Annotated in this window: 14 protein-coding genes and 1 pseudogene; 12 read left to right on the top strand and 3 right to left on the bottom strand. The window is 73.6% G+C overall.

Going from position 1 to position 16,175, the window contains the following annotated elements:
* Positions 1-5 precede the first annotated feature (5 nt).
* From ACTWJ8_RS38580 to ACTWJ8_RS38590, 3 genes are all read left to right on the top strand, one after another.
* Positions 6-1,784, top strand: coding sequence for a complex I subunit 5 family protein (locus ACTWJ8_RS38580; protein ID WP_356385354.1), 1,779 nt, complete (start codon positions 6-8; stop codon positions 1,782-1,784).
* Positions 1,785-1,854: 70 nt separating this feature from the next.
* Positions 1,855-2,835, top strand: a complete 981-nt coding sequence (locus tag ACTWJ8_RS38585) for an LLM class F420-dependent oxidoreductase (protein ID WP_356384740.1) — start codon at positions 1,855-1,857, stop codon at positions 2,833-2,835.
* A gap of 13 nt (positions 2,836-2,848) precedes the next feature.
* Positions 2,849-3,976, top strand: a complete 1,128-nt coding sequence (locus ACTWJ8_RS38590; RefSeq protein ID WP_443262091.1) for an enolase C-terminal domain-like protein — start codon at positions 2,849-2,851, stop codon at positions 3,974-3,976.
* Here ACTWJ8_RS38590 and ACTWJ8_RS38595 read toward each other — a convergent pair.
* Positions 3,973-5,010: an SDR family oxidoreductase gene (locus ACTWJ8_RS38595; RefSeq protein WP_356384746.1), complete on the bottom strand. Its 1,038-nt coding sequence runs from the start codon at positions 5,008-5,010 to the stop codon at positions 3,973-3,975. The genes ACTWJ8_RS38590 and ACTWJ8_RS38595 overlap by 4 nt on opposite strands.
* Positions 5,011-5,107: 97 nt before the next feature.
* Here ACTWJ8_RS38595 and ACTWJ8_RS38600 point away from each other — a divergent pair, with 97 nt between their 5' ends.
* The 4 genes and pseudogenes from ACTWJ8_RS38600 to ACTWJ8_RS38615 form a co-directional block, all read left to right on the top strand.
* Entirely contained in the window at positions 5,108-5,680 is a 573-nt protein-coding gene (locus ACTWJ8_RS38600) for a hemerythrin domain-containing protein (protein ID WP_443262092.1), read from the top strand.
* A gap of 100 nt (positions 5,681-5,780) precedes the next feature.
* Positions 5,781-6,974 (top strand): zinc-dependent alcohol dehydrogenase, encoded by a 1,194-nt coding sequence (locus ACTWJ8_RS38605; RefSeq protein WP_356384752.1) that lies wholly within the window; start codon positions 5,781-5,783, stop codon positions 6,972-6,974.
* Positions 6,971-7,468, top strand: coding sequence for a DUF2243 domain-containing protein (locus ACTWJ8_RS38610; protein WP_443262093.1), 498 nt, complete (start codon positions 6,971-6,973; stop codon positions 7,466-7,468). Before ACTWJ8_RS38605 ends, ACTWJ8_RS38610 begins: the two co-directional genes overlap by 4 nt.
* Before the next feature lie 29 nt (positions 7,469-7,497).
* Positions 7,498-8,169, top strand: a pseudogene (locus tag ACTWJ8_RS38615) (cytochrome c oxidase assembly protein); the annotation flags it as partial.
* Between the two features lie 9 nt (positions 8,170-8,178).
* Here ACTWJ8_RS38615 and ACTWJ8_RS38620 read toward each other — a convergent pair.
* Complete coding sequence (locus tag ACTWJ8_RS38620) at positions 8,179-8,406, bottom strand: DUF6480 family protein (RefSeq protein WP_356385357.1); 228 nt, start codon at positions 8,404-8,406, stop codon at positions 8,179-8,181.
* Positions 8,407-8,600: 194 nt separating this feature from the next.
* On the opposite strand from ACTWJ8_RS38620, the gene ACTWJ8_RS38625 reads away from it, so the two are divergent.
* Positions 8,601-9,032, top strand: a complete 432-nt coding sequence (locus ACTWJ8_RS38625) for a ferredoxin (protein WP_356385360.1) — start codon at positions 8,601-8,603, stop codon at positions 9,030-9,032.
* Between the two features lie 120 nt (positions 9,033-9,152).
* Positions 9,153-10,331 (top strand): acyl-CoA dehydrogenase family protein, encoded by a 1,179-nt coding sequence (locus tag ACTWJ8_RS38630; protein WP_443262094.1) that lies wholly within the window; start codon positions 9,153-9,155, stop codon positions 10,329-10,331.
* Here the strand turns inward: ACTWJ8_RS38630 and ACTWJ8_RS38635 are convergent.
* Positions 10,288-11,280 (bottom strand): endonuclease/exonuclease/phosphatase family protein, encoded by a 993-nt coding sequence (locus tag ACTWJ8_RS38635; RefSeq protein ID WP_443262095.1) that lies wholly within the window; start codon positions 11,278-11,280, stop codon positions 10,288-10,290. The genes ACTWJ8_RS38630 and ACTWJ8_RS38635 overlap by 44 nt on opposite strands.
* Before the next feature lie 113 nt (positions 11,281-11,393).
* Between ACTWJ8_RS38635 and ACTWJ8_RS38640 the strand changes: the two genes are divergently transcribed.
* The 3 genes from ACTWJ8_RS38640 (at position 11,394) to ACTWJ8_RS38650 (ending at position 16,168) form a co-directional block, all read left to right on the top strand.
* The gene (locus ACTWJ8_RS38640; RefSeq protein ID WP_356384764.1) at positions 11,394-12,275 is read left to right on the top strand and encodes an oxygenase MpaB family protein; all 882 of its coding nucleotides are present in this window, start codon (positions 11,394-11,396) and stop codon (positions 12,273-12,275) included.
* Positions 12,276-12,382: 107 nt separating this feature from the next.
* The gene (locus ACTWJ8_RS38645; protein WP_443265120.1) at positions 12,383-14,557 is read left to right on the top strand and encodes a tetratricopeptide repeat protein; all 2,175 of its coding nucleotides are present in this window, start codon (positions 12,383-12,385) and stop codon (positions 14,555-14,557) included.
* Between the two features lie 51 nt (positions 14,558-14,608).
* Positions 14,609-16,168, top strand: a complete 1,560-nt coding sequence (locus ACTWJ8_RS38650; protein ID WP_443262096.1) for a phytoene desaturase family protein — start codon at positions 14,609-14,611, stop codon at positions 16,166-16,168.
* Positions 16,169-16,175: the final 7 nt, after the last annotated feature.

Raw genomic sequence — 16,175 nt, forward strand, 5'->3', positions numbered from 1 at the left:
CCCTCATGGGCGCGGCGCTGCTGGTGGCGGCCGGGTCCCGGCTGCCGCGGCGGGCCGCCGACACCCTCGCCGTCGCGGTCGCCGCCCTGGAGGTCGGCGTTCTCGCGCTGCTGTGGACGCGCACGGGAGGCACGGGGCGCGCGGTGTCGTGGGTGGGCGGCTGGCGGCCGCGGCACGGCGAGAGCGTCGGCATCGTGCTGGTGGGGGAGCGCATCGGCATCGGCATTGCGCTCCTCGCCGCCGTCCTCGTGCTCGCCGTCATGGCCTACTCCTGGCGGTACTTCAGCGAACCACCACGCCGGCACGGCGGCGTGTTCCCCGCGCTCGTCCTCCTCTTCGAGGCGGGCATGTGCGGATTCGCGCTCACCGGCGACCTGTTCAACGCGTTCGTCTTCTTCGAGCTGATGGGTGTCGCCGCCTGCGCGCTCACCGGCTACCGCATCGAGGACCCACGGCCCCTGCAGGGCGCCCTCACCTTCGGCATCGCCAACTCCATCGGCGCCTACCTCATGCTGATGGGCATCGGTCTGCTGTACGCGCGCACGGGCGAGCTCGGCTTCGCCCAGATCGGGCAGCGCCTCGACACCCACCACGGCGGGCCCGACGCCCTCGTGGCCTGCGCGGCGGCGCTCGTCGTCACCGGGCTCCTCGTGAAGACGGCCGCCGTGCCCTTCCACTTCTGGCTCCCCGACGCGCACACCGTCGCCCCCAGCCCGGTGTGCATGCTGCTGTCGGGCGTGATGGTCGAGCTCGGCGCGTACGGGGTGGTGCGCGTGCACACCGTCGTGTTCGCGGGCGCCGGAGGCGTGCCCACGGCCACGTACGAGGCGCTGATGGTGGCGCTGGGCACGGTGACCGCGCTCGTCGGCGCCGTGATGTGCTGGCAGCAGCGACACATCAAACGGCTCCTCGCGTTCTCCACCGTCGCGCACTCCGGCCTCTTCCTCGTCGGCCTCGCCGTGCTCACCCCGGAGAGCGCGGCGGGCACGGCCGTGTACGTCGCCGCGCACGCCGGCACCAAGGCCGCGCTGTTCGGCCTCGCCGGGGTCCTCGTCGACCGCTTCGGCTCCGTCGACGAGCGCGAGCTGCACGGGCGGGGCCGCGAACTGCCCTGGGTCGGCGCCCAGTTCGCCTTCGGCGGCCTGCTGCTCGCCGGGCTCCCGCCGTTCGGCCCGGGACTCGGCAAGGCGCTCACCGAACACGCGGCGGCCCAGAGCCGCCCGTGGATCCTCGTCGTCTACGTCGCCGTGTCCGCGGTCACCGGAGGCGCCGTGGTCCGCGTCGCCCTGCGGGTCTTCTGGGGAGTCGGAGAGGCCCCGCCGCCGGGGCCGGGGGAGGAGATCAGCGGAGGCGACGAGGAGCCGGAGACCGACGAGCCGGCCCGCCGCGTGCCCGCGCCCATGCACGTCGTCCCCGCGCTGCTGCTCGCCGGCGCGGCCGCCTGGGGCCTGGTGCCCGGCGCGGCCCACGCGCTCGGGGAGGCGGCCACGGTCTTCGCCGACCGCGCCGGGTACGTGTCCGCCGTCCTCGGCACCGGGCCCGCGCCGCCGCACCTGCTGCCCGTGCCCGAGACCGCGTGGACCGTGCCCGGCGTGCTCCTGGGCGTCGCCTCGACGGGGTGCGCGCTGGCCCTCGCCGGGAGCGCCGTCCGCAGCCCTGGATGGGGCCCGCGACGCCTCCTGCGCCCCTTGGTGCGGCTGCACTCCGGACGGCCGGGCGATCAAGTGGCATGGCTGGTCACGGGTGCGGCACTGATAGCGATGATCTTCGTGGCGGCGGTCTGAAACGGGTTTCCGGACGGGGCCACGGGGTTACCCGGAAGGTTCGCACGGCCCCACTTCCCTGGAGGACGGCATGGCCGAGTACGGCTACTTTCTGGCGTCGGAGGAATTCGGCCCGCACGAGCTCGTGGAGCAGGCGCGGATGGCGGAACAGGCGGGCTTCGACTGCCTGTGGATCTCCGACCACTACCACCCGTGGAACGACGCCCAGGGCCAGAGCCCGTTCGTGTGGAACGTGATCGGGGCGCTCGCCGAGGCGGTGTCGCTGCCCGTCGAGACCGCGGTCACCTGCCCCACCGTCCGCATCCACCCCGCGGTCCTCGCGCAGGCCGTCGCCACCAGCGCCGTCCAGCTCGGCGGTCGCTTCCGCTTCGGCGTCGGCACAGGCGAGGCCCTCAACGAACACATCCTCGGCGGACCCTGGCCGTCGGCCCACGTCCGCATGGAGATGCTCGAAGAGGCCATCGCCGTCATCCGCAAACTCCTCGAGGGCGGCGAGGTCACACACCGCGGCGAGCACTACACGGTGGAGAACGCCCGCGTCTACACGCTGCCCGAGAACCCCGTGCCCATCGACATCTCCGGATTCGGCCCGCAGGCCACCGCGCTCGCGGCCCGCGTCGGCGACGGCTACATCACCATGAGCCCCGACGAGGAGCTGGTCACCCAGTTCCGCAAGGGCGGAGGCGGCGCCAAGCCCGTCGCGGGCGGCCTCAAGGTCTGCTACGGGCCCGACCGCGAGGAGGCCGTGCGCCGCGTGCACGGTCTATGGGCCAACCAGCTGCTGCCCGGCGAACTCGGCCAGGTGCTCCCCACGCCCCGCCACTTCGAGCAGGCCGAGAGCCTCGTCACCGAGCAGATGGTCGACGGAGCCATGCCGTGCGGACCCGACCTGGACGAACACCTCTCGGCGCTCTCCGCGTTCGCGGACGCCGGGTTCGACCGGGTCTACGTCAACCAGATCGGCCCGGACCAGCGGGAGTTCTTCGACTTCTACCGGACGAAGGTGCTGCCGCAGCTCAAGGACAACGCCCCCGACGGCGCGCACGGGTGAGGCGCGGCCGACGATGACCAGCACCCTGCGACCGCCGACCACCTGCTTACCCGTCGAACGCCTCGAAGTCAGCGCCTACACGGTGCCCACCGACGCCCCCGAGGCCGATGCCACCCTCGCGTGGGACAGCACGACGATCGTCTTCGTGGAGGCCCGCGCGGGCGGTGTCACCGGCATCGGCTGGACGTACGCGCCACCGGCCGCAGCCGACGTCGTCCGCGACCAACTGGCCCCGCTCGTCGAGGGCCGCGACGCCTTCGACATCCCCGCCGCGCACGTCGCCCAGTGCCAGACCGTGCGCAACGCGGGCCGCCCCGGCATCGCCTCCTGCGCGATCTCCGCCGTCGACCTGGCCCTGTGGGACCTCAAGGCCCGCCTCATGGACCTCCCGCTCGTCCGCCTCCTCGGCGCGGCCCGCGAGAGCGTCCCCGTCTACGGCAGCGGCGGATTCACCACGTACCACGACAGCCACCTCGCCGCGCAGCTCTCGGGCTGGGTGCACGGCCAGCACATCCCCCAGGTCAAGATAAAGATCGGCGAGTCCTGCGGCCGCGCCGTGCCCCGCGACCTGCAGCGCGTCCGCCGCGCCCGTCAGGTCGTCGGCGAGGACGCCGAGCTGTACGTCGACGCCAACGGCGGCTACAACCGCAAGCAGGCCGTCCGCGTCGGCGACGCCCTCGTCACCCACGGCGTCGGCTGGTTCGAGGAACCCGTCTCCTCCGACGACCTCACCGGCCTGCGCCTGGTCCGCGACGCCGTCCTCTGCGACGTCACCGCGGGCGAGTACGGCTACGACCTCCCGTACTTCGCCCGCATGATCGCCGCCGGCGCCGTCGACTGCCTCCAGGTCGACGTCACCCGCTGCGGCGGCATCACCGAGTTCCTCCGCGCCGCCTCCCTCGCCCACGCCCACGGCCTGGAGGTCTCGGCCCACTGCGCCCCGCACGCCCACGCGGACGTGGCGGCGGCGATCCCGAACCTCCGCCACGTCGAGTGGTTCCACGACCACGTCCGCATCGAGTCCATGTTCTTCGCGGGCGTCCTCGACCCGTCCGGCGGCACGATCACGCCCGGCACCAACGGCCCGGGCAACGGCCTCACGCTGAGGAGCGAGGAGGTGGAGGAGTACCGGGTGACCTAGAGTCCCTGCGGTGATCGGGCAGCGGGGCCCCGCGACCGCAACCACCAACCGACCGCGACCGAGGCCACGGCCGCACCGGCGACCCGGTTCCGCCACCGCGACACATCGCCCTGCACACTCCGGCCCCGCGACTCGCCGTCGAACCTGCCGTGCGCCCCGAAGTCCCGCCCGCGCGCCCCGTCGCCCGGAACCCACAGATTCCCGGCGCCGGCGGACCCCGGCTCCACCTGTGAATCGAACCCCGTACGAGCCAAGTACCGCTCGAGCGCCGCGGGCACCACCGCGTTGGCGACCAGCGTCCCCACCGTCGACCCGCCCACCCAGTACTCGCGGCGCCGCCCATGGCACGCCGCGTGCGCGATCGCCCGCGCGGCCACCTCCGGCTGGTACACGGGCGGCACGGGCCGCGGCCGCCCCTCCGAACGCCCCAACACCCAGTCGAACTGCGGGGTGTTGAGCGCGGGCAGCTGCACCATCGTCGTCCGCACCCGCGTCCGCGCGTGCAGCAGCTCGCAGCGCAGCGCCTCGTTGAAGCCCTGGATGGCGTGCTTGGCGCCGCAGTACGCCGACTGGAGCGGAATCCCGCGATAGGCGAGCGCCGACCCCACCTGCACGACCGTTCCTCGGTCCCGCGGCAGCATCCGGCGCAGCGCCGCCCGCGTCCCGTACACACAGCCGAGGTACGTCACCTCGGTGACCCGCCGGAACTCGTCGGGCGTGACCTCCACGAACGGCGCGAACACCCCCGCGAACGCGTTGTTCACCCACACATCGATGGGCCCCAGCCGCTCCTCGACCTCGCCGGCCGCCGCGTCCACGGCCTTCGCGTCAGCCACGTCGACCGGCAGCACGAGCGCCCGTCCACCCGCGGCACGTACCTCCTCGGCCGCCGCGTCGAGCCCCGCACGCCCGCGGGCCAGCAGCGCCACCCGGTCCCCGCGCGCCCCGAACTCCCGCGCCGCGGCGCGCCCCACACCCCCGCTCGCGCCCGTGATCACCACGGTCCTTTTCCTGGTCAAAGGCCTCTTTGTCATGCGAATCCGGGTACCCGGCGCAGGGTGCGCGTAACGGTCGGAGCCCCGGGTACCCGGCCCGCTCCGCACCCGAGACCCAGAATCCCGAGGACACGACATGCCCCAGACCAAGGGCACCAAGGAACCCAACGACGTGGTGCAGCTGCTGCTGCAACAGCACGTCAGGATCCGCGGCCTGTTCGAGGAGGTGGCCGCCACCAAGGGCGAGGAGCGCAAGGCGTCGTTCCACGAACTGGTGCGGCTGCTCGCGGTGCACGAGACCGCAGAGGAAGAGGTCGTGCACCCCTTCGCGCGCAAGAACATCCAGGGCGGCGAGCACGTCGTCAAGGACCGCGTCGACGAGGAGGAGAAGGCGAAGAAGACCCTCTCCGCGCTCGACGACATGGACCCGGACTCGCCCGAGTTCCTCGACCGGTTCGCCGCGCTGCGCCAGGACGTCCTCGCGCACGCGGACGCCGAGGAGCGCTACGAGTTCGCCCACTTCAACGAGGTCGCGGACCGCTCCAGGCTGGAGAACCTGGGCCGCGCCGTGAAGGCGGCCGAGGCCATGGCGCCGACCCGCCCGCACCCCGGCACGGACTCCGCGGCGAAGAACGTCGCCGCGGGACCCGTCGCCGCGGTCGTCGACCGCACCCGGGACGCCATCCGCAAGGTGACCGGGGGCAGCTGACCGGTCGCGCGCGACGAGAGGTGCGGGGCGGCACGTCCGCGCCCCGCACCTCGTACGTCCGCGCCCGGAACCCACGCAACCACGGACAGGGGAGAACGCGATGAAGGCAGTGACCTGGCAGGGCCGGCGCGACGTACGGGTGGACACCGTCCCCGACCCACGGATCGAGCGGCCCACCGACGCCATCGTCCGCATCACCTCCAGCGGCCTGTGCGGATCCGATCTGCACCTCTACGAAGTGCTCACGCCGTTCATGACACCCGGCGACATCCTCGGCCACGAACCCATCGGCATCGTCGAGGAGGTCGGCGACGACGTGCCCGATCTGCACGCGGGCGAGCGCGTCGTCGTACCGTTCCAGATCGCCTGCGGGCACTGCTGGATGTGCGACGCGGGCCTGCCCACGCAGTGCGAGACCACGCAGCTCACCGAGCAGGGCACGGGCGCCGCGCTGTTCGGCTACACCTCGCTGTACGGGGCCGTGCCCGGCGCCCAGGCCGAGTATCTGCGCGTGCCGCAGGCCCAGTTCGGGCCCATCAAGGTGCCGCACGGACCGCCCGACGACCGCTACGTCTACCTGTCCGACGTGCTGCCCACCGCCTGGCAGGCCGTCCGCTACGCCGACGTCCCGAAGGGCGGCACGGTCGCCGTGCTCGGCCTCGGGCCCATCGGCGACATGGCCTGCCGCGTCGCCCTGCACGAGGGCGCGGGCCGGGTCTTCGGCGTCGACCTCGTCCCCGAACGTCTGGAGCGGGCGAAGGCCAGGGGAGTGGAGACGTACGACCTGAGGGACCACGACAAGCCGGACGACCTCGTCGACGCGATCAAGGACAGGACCGGGGGCCGGGGCCCCGACGCAGTGATCGACGCCGTGGGCACCGAGGCGCACGGCAGCCCGGTCGGCCGCACCGCGCAGACCGCCGCGGGACTGCTCCCGCACGCCTGGTCGGCGAAGCTCGCCGAACGCACCGGAGGCGCCGACCGTCTCGCCGCCCTGCGCCTCGCCGTCAACCTGGTGCGACGCGGCGGCACCGTGTCGCTCAGCGGCGTCTACGGCGGCATGGCGTCACCGCTGCCCCTCATGACCATGTTCGACAAGCAGCTCCAGCTCCGCATGGGCCAGGCCAACGTCCGCCGCTGGTCCGGCGAGATCCTGCCGCTGCTCACCGACGACGACCCCCTCGGCGTCGACGACTTCGCCACCCACCACGTCCCCCTGACCGAGGCCCCGCACGCGTACGACATGTTCCAGAAGAAGCAGGAGGGCGCGGTCAAGGTGCTGATGCGCCCGTGAGGGAGATCAAGGAGCCCGGGACGCGGTGGCGGGTCCGCCGCGGGACGGCCGTGCCCGGGCCCGCCGCCCATCTGTGGCGCCGCTCGGTGACGGGCGGCGTCCTCACCGGCGTCGGCATCGCCGCGTTCGTCGACGAGACCGTCTTCCACCAGCTCCTGCACTGGCACCACTTCTACGACCGGTCCACCACCGGCGCGGGCCTCGTCTCCGACGGGCTCTTCCACGCCTTCGGCTGGTTCGCGATCGTCGCGGGCCTCTTCCTGTACGCGGAGCTGCGCCGCAGGGCCGGGCCGGTGCGCCCGGCGTGGTGGGGCGGACTGTGCCTCGGGCTCGGCGCGTTCCAGCTGTACGACGGCACGGTTCAGCACAAGCTGATGGGCCTGCACCAGATCCGCTACCACGTCGACATCGCGCCCTACGACTGGACGTGGAACGGGATCGCCGTGCTCCTCCTCGCGGCCGCCGTCCTGCTCCTCGTACGGTCCCGCAGGTGAGCGCGGCCGTCGTCGCGGTCGTCGCCTTCGTGTGTCTGCTGTACGTCGCGGGAGCGGCGCGGCTGCGCGGGCGCGGCGACCGGTGGCCCGTGCGCCGCGACGCCGCCTGCTGTCTCGGCGGGGCGGCGCTGTGCGCGGCGGTGGCCCGGCCGTGGCCGGGCGGCCCGTTCACCGCGCACATGGCGGGACACCTCGCCACGGGCATGGTGGCCCCGTTCCTGTTGGCGTGCGCCCGGCCGGTGACGCTCGCGCTGCGGGCCCTGCCGGTGGCGCCGCGCCGCGGCCTGAAGGCCCTGCTGGGCGCCCCTCCCGTACGAGTCGTGACCTGGGCCCCGGTCGCGGCGGTCCTCGACGTCGGCGGACTGTGGCTGCTGTACCGCACACCGCTGTTCGCGGCGACGCACCACACGCCGTGGCTCGACGCGCTCGTCCGGGCCCATGTCTTCGCGGCGGGGCTCCTGTTCAGCGTGAGTGTGCTCGCGCTCGACCCGGTGCACGGTCCGCGCCGCGGAACGTGGCCGCGCGCCGCGACGCTGGTCGTGGCGTCGGCGGCACACGGCATCCTCGCCAAGTCCCTCTACGCGCACGGGCCGTCGGGCGACGCGATGTTCGCCGCGCAGGACGTCCGGGCGGGATCCGTGCTCATGTACTACGGCGGGGACGCGGTCGAACTCGCCCTCGCGGTCGTCGTCGGCCTCCAGTGGCTGCGGTCACAGCGCCAGCGCGTAGGCAAGGAAGAAGGCCGCGAACAGCACGACGACCACGCCGATGACGACGAGCGGTCCCTTCGCCCAGCCGCGTGGCGGATTGTGCGTCTCCTCGGGGCCCGCCCACGGCGTCGAGCCCTCGGCGGGCGGGGTCTCGCCGGGCGGCACTCCGCCGCCCGGTTCGAGCCCCGTGCTGTGCAGCGGGTCCGGGTCCGGGTTGTTGGTACGCATACCGGGCGGGTTCCCGGCTCGAGTGGGCCGTAACGGCCGGGCCCCGGCGCACACGGTTTGGTGGCCTGCGATCCGGCTACTCGCACCGGAGTCGTACCTCGCACGTCCTCTGGAAAGGAGCCGGGCCGGTGACCTCCCTGGCGAAGTACCCGCAGCCGTACGCCGAGGACTCCACGGGCGCCGACCGTGCCCTGATGACCGAACCGCCCAAGGACGACCTCGTCCGCTTCCTCGAGGACCGATTCGCCTGCGCGCAGTCCTGCACGGAGTGCGCCCGCGCCTGCGCCCTGCTGGTGAGCTCGACCGACGTGGGCCCGGTGGCCGCGCCGCAGGTGCACGGACCGGCGCGGTCGGTCCCCGCCGAGCGCACGGAACGGTCCGACGCGCCGCACGGTCTGCGGCGCGCGCTGCTGCTCGCCGTCGAGGTGTGCGACGCGACGTGCCGGCTCCTGTCGGAGGAGGCCCACCAGGACGAGTACGGGCTGCGGCTCCAGGTGGAGTGGTGCAGGGCCGTCACCCTGGAGGCGGCGCACGCCTGCGACCGCACCGAGGACGCGGCGGAGTGCGCCGAGCGCTGCCGGGAGTGCGCGCGGGCCTGCACGGACTTCCTGTCCACCCTCGGCTGATCCCCGGCAGGCGAACTGACGCGGTGTCAGTTCGTGCGGTCCCCGGCATTCCCTCTTTCTGGAACGCGTTCTACTGTGTGCGCCGACAGCTCGCCACGCAGTGGAACGCCAGGAGGGGCCGTGCACCTCGAATACACGCCTGAGCAGCAGCAGTTGCGCACCGAGCTGCGCGCCTACTTCGCCGCACTCGTGCCCGAGAACGCGTACGCGCGCTACGAGGACCCGGCCGCGCAGAAGCGGTTCTACCGGGAGACCGTGCGCCGCCTCGGCGGCGACGGCTGGCTCGGGGTCGGCTGGCCGAAGGAGTACGGCGGCCGCGGCCTGTCGCCCATGGAGCAGTTCATCTTCTTCGACGAGGCGGCGCAGGCGGGCGTGCCGCTGCCGCTGATGGCCCTGAACACGGTCGGCCCGACGATCATGCAGTTCGGCACGGACGAGCAGAAGGAGTACTTCCTGCCGAGGATCCTCTCGGGCGAGCTCGACTTCGCCATCGGCTACAGCGAACCGGACGCGGGCACCGACCTGGCCGCGCTGAAGACCCGCGCGGTGCGCGACGGCGACGACTACGTCGTCAACGGGCAGAAGATCTGGACGACGAACGGCGACACCGCCGACTGGGTGTGGCTCGCCGTCCGCACCGACCCCGACGCGCCCCCGCACAAGGGCATCACGATGCTGCTCGTCCCCACGTCGGACCCCGGCTACTCCTGCACCGTGATCAACACCCTGGCCTCCCACGACACCACCGCGAGCTACTACGAGAACATCCGCGTCCCCGCCTCCCGCCGCGTCGGCGAGGAGAACAAGGGCTGGCGCCTGATCACCAACCAGCTCAACCACGAGCGCGTCACCCTCGCCGCCCACGGCACCATGGCGATCCGCGCCCTGCACGACGTGCAGCGCTGGGCCATGGACACCAAGCTCGCCGACGGCCGCCGCGTCATCGACCTCGGCTGGGTCAGGAAGCGCCTCGCCCAGACGCACACCAAGCTCGACGCGATGAAGCTCCTCAACTGGCAGATGGTCAACGCCGTCCAGGAGGGCACCCTCCTCCCGCAGGACGCCTCCGCCGTGAAGGTCTACGGCTCCGAGGCCCGCCGCGACGCGTACGCCTGGCTGATGGAGGTGGTCGGCGCGGCCGGAGCCCTCAAGGAGGGCAGCGCGGGCGCAGTCCTCCACGGCGAACTCGAACGCGGCTACCGCTCGGCGGTCATCTTCACGTTCGGCGGCGGCAACAACGAGATCCAGCGCGAGATCATCTCGTGGATCGGCCTGGGGATGCCACGGGTGCGGCGCTGACCGGCCCGTCCAGGGAGATCCGGGCGAGCACCGGAAGATGGTCGCTGCCCGTCCTCGGCAGAGTGCGAATGCGGTCCACCGTCGCCGAACGGGCGAGCACCTGGTCGATGCGCGCCACCGGGAAGGACGCCGGGTAGCTGAACGCGAAGCCGCGTGCCGGAACGGACAACCGCGAGGTCAGCGGGGCGAGGCCGCGGTCGTCCACCGTGCCGTTGAGATCACCGAGGACGACGACCGTGTCCGTGGGTTCCGCGGCGACGGCCGCCCCGAGCCGCCGGGCGCTCTCGTCCCGCCACGCCGACTCGAGACCACCCGCGCCGAACCGGATCGAGGGGAGGTGGGCGACGTAGACGGCCACGGCACGCTGCGGCGCCCTCACCACCGCGCGCAGACCGCGGTTCCACGGCTCCGTGATCCCGGCGGGCTTGATGTCCTGCGCGCGGACACCGGACAGCGGATACCTGGACCAGAGCCCGACCGTGCCGACGACGGCATGGTGCGGATGGCTCCGCGCCAGCGACCGCTCGTACACCGCGCGGGCCCTCGGCAGCAGCTCCTCGAGCGCGATCAGATCCGGACCGTGCGCGCTCAACGCCCGGGCCGTGCCCGCCGGATCGGGGTTCTCGTCGCTCGCGTTGTGCTGGACGACGACCAGCTCGCCCCGCCCCGACGAGGGCAGCGCCAACGTGCCGAACCGGAACGTCCACGCCGCCAGCGGCAGCAGAACGATCAGGACCAGCACGGGCCGGGAGCGGCAGAGGACGAGAGCGAGGGTGAGCAGGGCGGCCGTCCCCAGCAGCCCGAACCACGGCAGGAACGACTCCACCAGGCTGCCCAGGCGCCACGGCGTGTTCGGGATCCACTGGTGGCACAGCAGCACCAGCGCCATCAGCGCGGCGCACGCCGCGAGCACCCGGCCACGCCGCCCGGATCTCGTGCCCTCACCCATGCCGCCCCACCCCTCCGCCCGACCCCGTTCCTTGATCCTCAGGACGAGTGGGCCGCCACGGGGGTTCCGCGCCGGGACGGTGCGTACCCTGCGGGCAGGAGGTGCTGTGCGAGATGAGTGACGCGGACCCCGGCCTCTTCGGCCCCGACTCGGTGACGTGGCAGATGCACGCCGACCCCATGATGTGGATCGCCGGCGTGCGCGCCCTGTACTTCCAGGCGCTGCACCCGCGCGCGGTGCGCGGCGTCATGCAGAACTCCGACTTCCGGCGCGACGCGTGGGGCCGCCTCATGCGCACCGCGGGTTTCGTCGGCACCACGACGTACGGGACGAGCGAGGCGGCCGAGGAGGCGGGCGCCCGGGTGCGGCGGATCCACAGCCACCTGGGCGCGACCGACCCGGACACGGGGGAGCGGTACGGCGTCGACGAACCCGGGCTGCTGCTGTGGGTGCACTGCGCCGAGATCGACTCCTATCTGCACGTCGCCCGCCGCTCCGGATTCCGCCTCACCGACGCGCAGGCCGACCGGTACATCGCCGAACACCGCACCAGCGCCCGGCTCGTGGGCCTCGACCCGGACCGGGTGCCGGGCAGCAGGGCCGAGCTGGCCGCCTACTTCGATTCCGTGCGGCCCCAGTTGGCCGCGGGTCCCGAGGCCCGCGAGGTCGACGACTTCCTGCGGCGCCCGCCCACCCACCCGCTGCTCGTCCCGGCGCGCGAGGTGCTGTGGCGGCGCGTGGCCCTCCTGGCGTACGCCTCCCTGCCGCCGTACGCCCACGACCTGTACGGCCGCGGGGCCCCCGCACCGGCCGCCGTCACCCGCAGGCTGCGCGCCACGGGCACCGCGCTCCGCCTGATTCCCGCACGTGTGCGCTGGCAACTCCCGCCCAAACACATCCTGCGCGCCATGGGGAGACTCGGTGCCGAGGCCCGTCCCGCCCCGTACAAAGTCGACAGGGGGGACGCCATACTGGATGGACCGGGGAGCGCGTAGCCAGACGACGGGGGCGACGGCGGGAGATGCCAGGGGTGGGGGATGCGCGGGACGTCAGGGTGATCCACGGGCGGTATCAGTTGCTCGACCCGATCGGGCGGGGCGGCATGGGCGAGGTGTGGCGGGCCCGCGACGAGTCGCTCGGCCGGCACGTCGCCGTGAAGTGCCTCAAGCCGCTCGGACCGCAGCGCGACCCGAACTTCACCGACATCCTGCGCGAGCGCTTCCGCAGAGAAGCCAGGGTCGCGGCGGCGCTCCAGCACCGCGGCATCACCGTCGTGCACGACTTCGGCGAGGACGACGGCATCCTCTACCTCGTGATGGAGCTGCTCGACGGGAAGAACCTCAGCCAGCTCCTGGACGACAACGACCACCGGCCGCTGCCCGTCGACGACATCGTGGACCTGGCCGAACAGGTCGCCGCAGCCCTCGCCTACACCCACGAACAGGGCGTCGTCCACCGCGACCTGAAGCCCGCCAACATCATGCGGCTCGCCGACGGCACCACCAAGATCTGCGACTTCGGCATCGCCCGCCTCGGCCACGACATTGGCTTCACCGCCCGCCTCACCGGCACCGGCATCGCCATGGGCACCCCGCACTACATGTCGCCCGAGCAGATCGGCGGCGAGCCCGTCGACGAGCGCAGCGACCTCTACTCCCTCGGCTGCGTGCTGTACGAAGTCGCCACCGGCGCCCCGCCGTTCGACCTGGAGGACGCGTGGTCCGTGCTCGTCGGCCACCGCGACACCGTCCCCGAGCCGCCGCGCGAGCGCAGGCCCGACATCCCCCGCCACCTCGACCGGATCATCCTCGACCTGCTCGCCAAGGACCCCGACGAGCGACCCCACGACGCCCGGGAGCTCGGCCGCCGCCTCACCGAAGGCGCCCGCCCGGGACGCACGTACACGCCGACCGTACGGGCGCGACAGCTCGCATCGCGCGGCGAACTCCCCGAGCGGTCCGAGCCCCGGCTGCCGTCCTGGACCCGCGGCATGACCACAGGACACAAGGCCACCGGCGTCCCCGGCCCGCGCGTCACACCCCCGGACACCGCGGCCGGCCTGTCCGGCGAATGGATCCCGCGCGACCCCGACCGCACGCCCGCCGCCCCCGAGCCGCGCCGCCCCACCCCGGCCCCCGAACTCCTCGCCACCCTGGCCTCCCGGCACAACGCGGGCCTCAGCCTCGGCAGGCTCGGGCGCTGGGCCGAGGCCGGCGAGGTGCACCGCGCGGTCGCCGCCGAACGCGAGCACGCCCTCGGCCCCGACCACCCCGACACCCTCGCCAGCCGCTACGAGGTCGCCTTCACCCTCAGTCGCACCGGCCGCCCCGCCGACGCCCTGCGCGAGTACCGCGGCGTCGTCGAGGGCCGCGAGCGCGTGCTCGGCGCCGACCACCCCGACACGCTCGGCGCGCGCCAGGAAGTCGCGTACGTCCTCGGCAGGCTCGGCCGACACTTCGAGGCGCACCAGGCCTACATGACCGTGCTCGCCGCCCGGGAGCGCGCCATGGGCCCCGACCACCCGGACACGCTGCGCTGCCGCCACAACCTCGCCTTCAACCTCGGCCGCCTCGGCCGCCTGGAGGACTCCCACCGGATGGCGAGCGAGGTCGCCGACGCCCGCGCCCGCGTCCTGGGCGCCGACCACCCCGACACGCTGGTGACCCGCTGCGAGGTCGCCTACGCGCTCGGCCAGTTGGGCCGCTGGGCCGAGGCGCTGCGCGTCTACCAGGAGGTCGCGCGGGCACGGGCGCGGGCCCTCGGCGCCGACCACCCGGACACCCTCGCCGCCCGCTACGAGGTCGGCATCAGCCTCGGCCGGCTCGGCCGCAGCGCCGAGGCCCTCACGCTGTACCGCGACCTGATCGACGACCGCACACGGATCAGCGGGCCCGAGCACCCCGAGACGCTGCGCGCCCGACACGGGTTGGGCGTGAACCTCGGACGGATGGCCCGCTGGGAGGAGGCGCTCGCCGAGGCCCGCGACGTGTCCGCGATCCGCCGCCGCGTCCTCGGCCCCGACCACCCGGACACCCTCGTCAGCCGCCGCGAGGTCGCCGTCGGCCTCGGCTGGCTGGGCCGCTGGAAGGACGCGCTCGCCGAGTACGGGGCGGTCGCCGCCGCCCGCGAACGGGTCCTCGGCGAGGCCCACCCCAGCACCCTCGCCAGCCGCAACGACGAGGCCCACTGCCTGGAGCAGCTCGGCCGCACCGCCGACGCCGTGGCCCTCTACCGCAGGGTGGCGGCGCTGCGCCAACAGGGCGCGCCCGGCGGCTGACCGTCGGCCCGCCCTCTGGCCCGCCCCCGACGGGCCGTGCTACCAAGGGCCATGCCCGCACATGATCTCCGCGACCGCTACGACACCGTCGTCGTCGGCGGCGGCCACAACGGTCTGGTGGCCGCCGCGTACCTCGCCCGCGCAGGACAGTCCGTCGCCGTCGTCGAACGGCTCGGCACCACCGGAGGCGCCGCCGTCTCCACCCGCCCGTTCGCGGGCGTCGACGCCCGGCTCTCCCGCTACTCGTACCTCGTCAGCCTGCTTCCCAAGAAGATCGTCGCCGACCTCGGACTGCGCTTCGCGACCGAGCCCCGCGACGTCTCCTCGTACACCCCGACCGTCAGGGACGGCCGCGCGACGGGGCTGCTCGTCGGCGGCGGGGAGCGGCGGACACGCGCCGCGTTCCGCGAACTCACCGGATCCGACCGGGAGTACGAGGCGTGGAGCCGCTTCTACGAGACGACCCGGCACGTCGCCGAGCGGGTCTTCCCCACGCTCACCGAGCCGCTCCCCGCACGCGACGCGCTGCGCGAGCGGGTCGGCGACGAGGACGCTTGGCGGCTGCTGTTCGAGGACCCCATCGGCGTCGGCATCGAGGAGCACTTCAGCGACGACCTGGTGCGCGGCGTCGTCCTCACGGACGCGCTCATCGGCACGTTCGCCGACGCCCACGACCCGTCCCTCGCGCAGAACCGCTGCTTCCTCTACCACGTGATCGGCAACGGCACGGGCGACTGGAACGTCCCGGTCGGCGGCATGGGCGCCCTCACCGACGCGCTCGCCGCCGCCGCGCGCGAGGCGGGCGCCGACCTCGTCACCGGGCACGAGGTGACGCGCGTCGAGACGGACGGGGCGGGCGCCGAGGTCACGTACAGGACCGCCGAGGCCGAGGGGACCGTCGCCGCCCGGAACATCCTCGTCAACGCCTCGCCGCAGGACCTCGCCCGGCTCCTGGGTGACACCCCGCCGGAGCCCGCCGAGGGCGCCCAGCTCAAGGTCAACATGCTGCTGAAGCGGCTGCCCCGGCTCAAGGACACCTCCGTCGACCCGCGCGAGGCGTTCGCGGGAACCTTCCATGTCGCGGAGGGCTACGGCCAGTTGGCGGCCGCCCACGCCGAGGCCGCCGCCGGGGCCCTGCCGAGCGCGCCGCCGTCCGAGATCTACTGCCACTCGCTGACCGACCCGACGATCCTCGCCCCCGACCTCGTCGAGCGCGGCTACCAGACCCTCACCCTCTTCGGTCTGCACACCCCGGCCCGGCTCTTCGCCGCCGACAACGACACGGCCCGCGCCGACCTCCTCAAGGCCACCCTCGCCCAGCTCGACGCCCACCTCGCCGAGCCGATCGAGGACTGCCTCGCGCTCGACGGTGACGGGCGGCCCTGCATCGAGGCGAAGACCCCGCTCGACCTGGAGCGCGATCTGCGGCTGCCCGGCGGCAACATCTTCCACCGGGAGCTCTCCTTCCCGTACGCCTCCGAGTCCACGGGACGTTGGGGCGTGGAGACCGCGCACGCGAACGTGCTGCTGTGCGGCGCGGGCGCCGTGCGCGGCGGCGGGGTCAGCGGCATCCCGGGCCACAACGCCGCGATGGCGGTGCTCGGCCGCTGACCCCGCG

The sequence above is a fragment of the Streptomyces sp. SDT5-1 genome (assembly GCF_052245995.1).
Taxonomy (GTDB): domain Bacteria; phylum Actinomycetota; class Actinomycetes; order Streptomycetales; family Streptomycetaceae; genus Streptomyces.

Coding starts and splice junctions, on each gene's coding strand:
- ACTWJ8_RS38585 (WP_356384740.1), top strand. CDS start 1,855: ATGGCCGAGTACGGCTACTTTCTGGCGTCGGAGGAATTCGGCCCGCAC.
- ACTWJ8_RS38625 (WP_356385360.1), top strand. CDS start 8,601: ATGACCGAACCGCCCAAGGACGACCTCGTCCGCTTCCTCGAGGACCGA.
- ACTWJ8_RS38595 (WP_356384746.1), bottom strand. CDS start 5,010: ATGACAAAGAGGCCTTTGACCAGGAAAAGGACCGTGGTGATCACGGGC.
- ACTWJ8_RS38605 (WP_356384752.1), top strand. CDS start 5,781: ATGAAGGCAGTGACCTGGCAGGGCCGGCGCGACGTACGGGTGGACACC.
- ACTWJ8_RS38640 (WP_356384764.1), top strand. CDS start 11,394: ATGAGTGACGCGGACCCCGGCCTCTTCGGCCCCGACTCGGTGACGTGG.
- ACTWJ8_RS38600 (WP_443262092.1), top strand. CDS start 5,108: ATGCCCCAGACCAAGGGCACCAAGGAACCCAACGACGTGGTGCAGCTG.
- ACTWJ8_RS38635 (WP_443262095.1), bottom strand. CDS start 11,280: ATGGGTGAGGGCACGAGATCCGGGCGGCGTGGCCGGGTGCTCGCGGCG.
- ACTWJ8_RS38645 (WP_443265120.1), top strand. CDS start 12,383: ATGGGCGAGGTGTGGCGGGCCCGCGACGAGTCGCTCGGCCGGCACGTC.
- ACTWJ8_RS38590 (WP_443262091.1), top strand. CDS start 2,849: ATGACCAGCACCCTGCGACCGCCGACCACCTGCTTACCCGTCGAACGC.
- ACTWJ8_RS38580 (WP_356385354.1), top strand. CDS start 6: ATGGGCGCGGCGCTGCTGGTGGCGGCCGGGTCCCGGCTGCCGCGGCGG.
- ACTWJ8_RS38650 (WP_443262096.1), top strand. CDS start 14,609: ATGCCCGCACATGATCTCCGCGACCGCTACGACACCGTCGTCGTCGGC.
- ACTWJ8_RS38620 (WP_356385357.1), bottom strand. CDS start 8,406: ATGCGTACCAACAACCCGGACCCGGACCCGCTGCACAGCACGGGGCTC.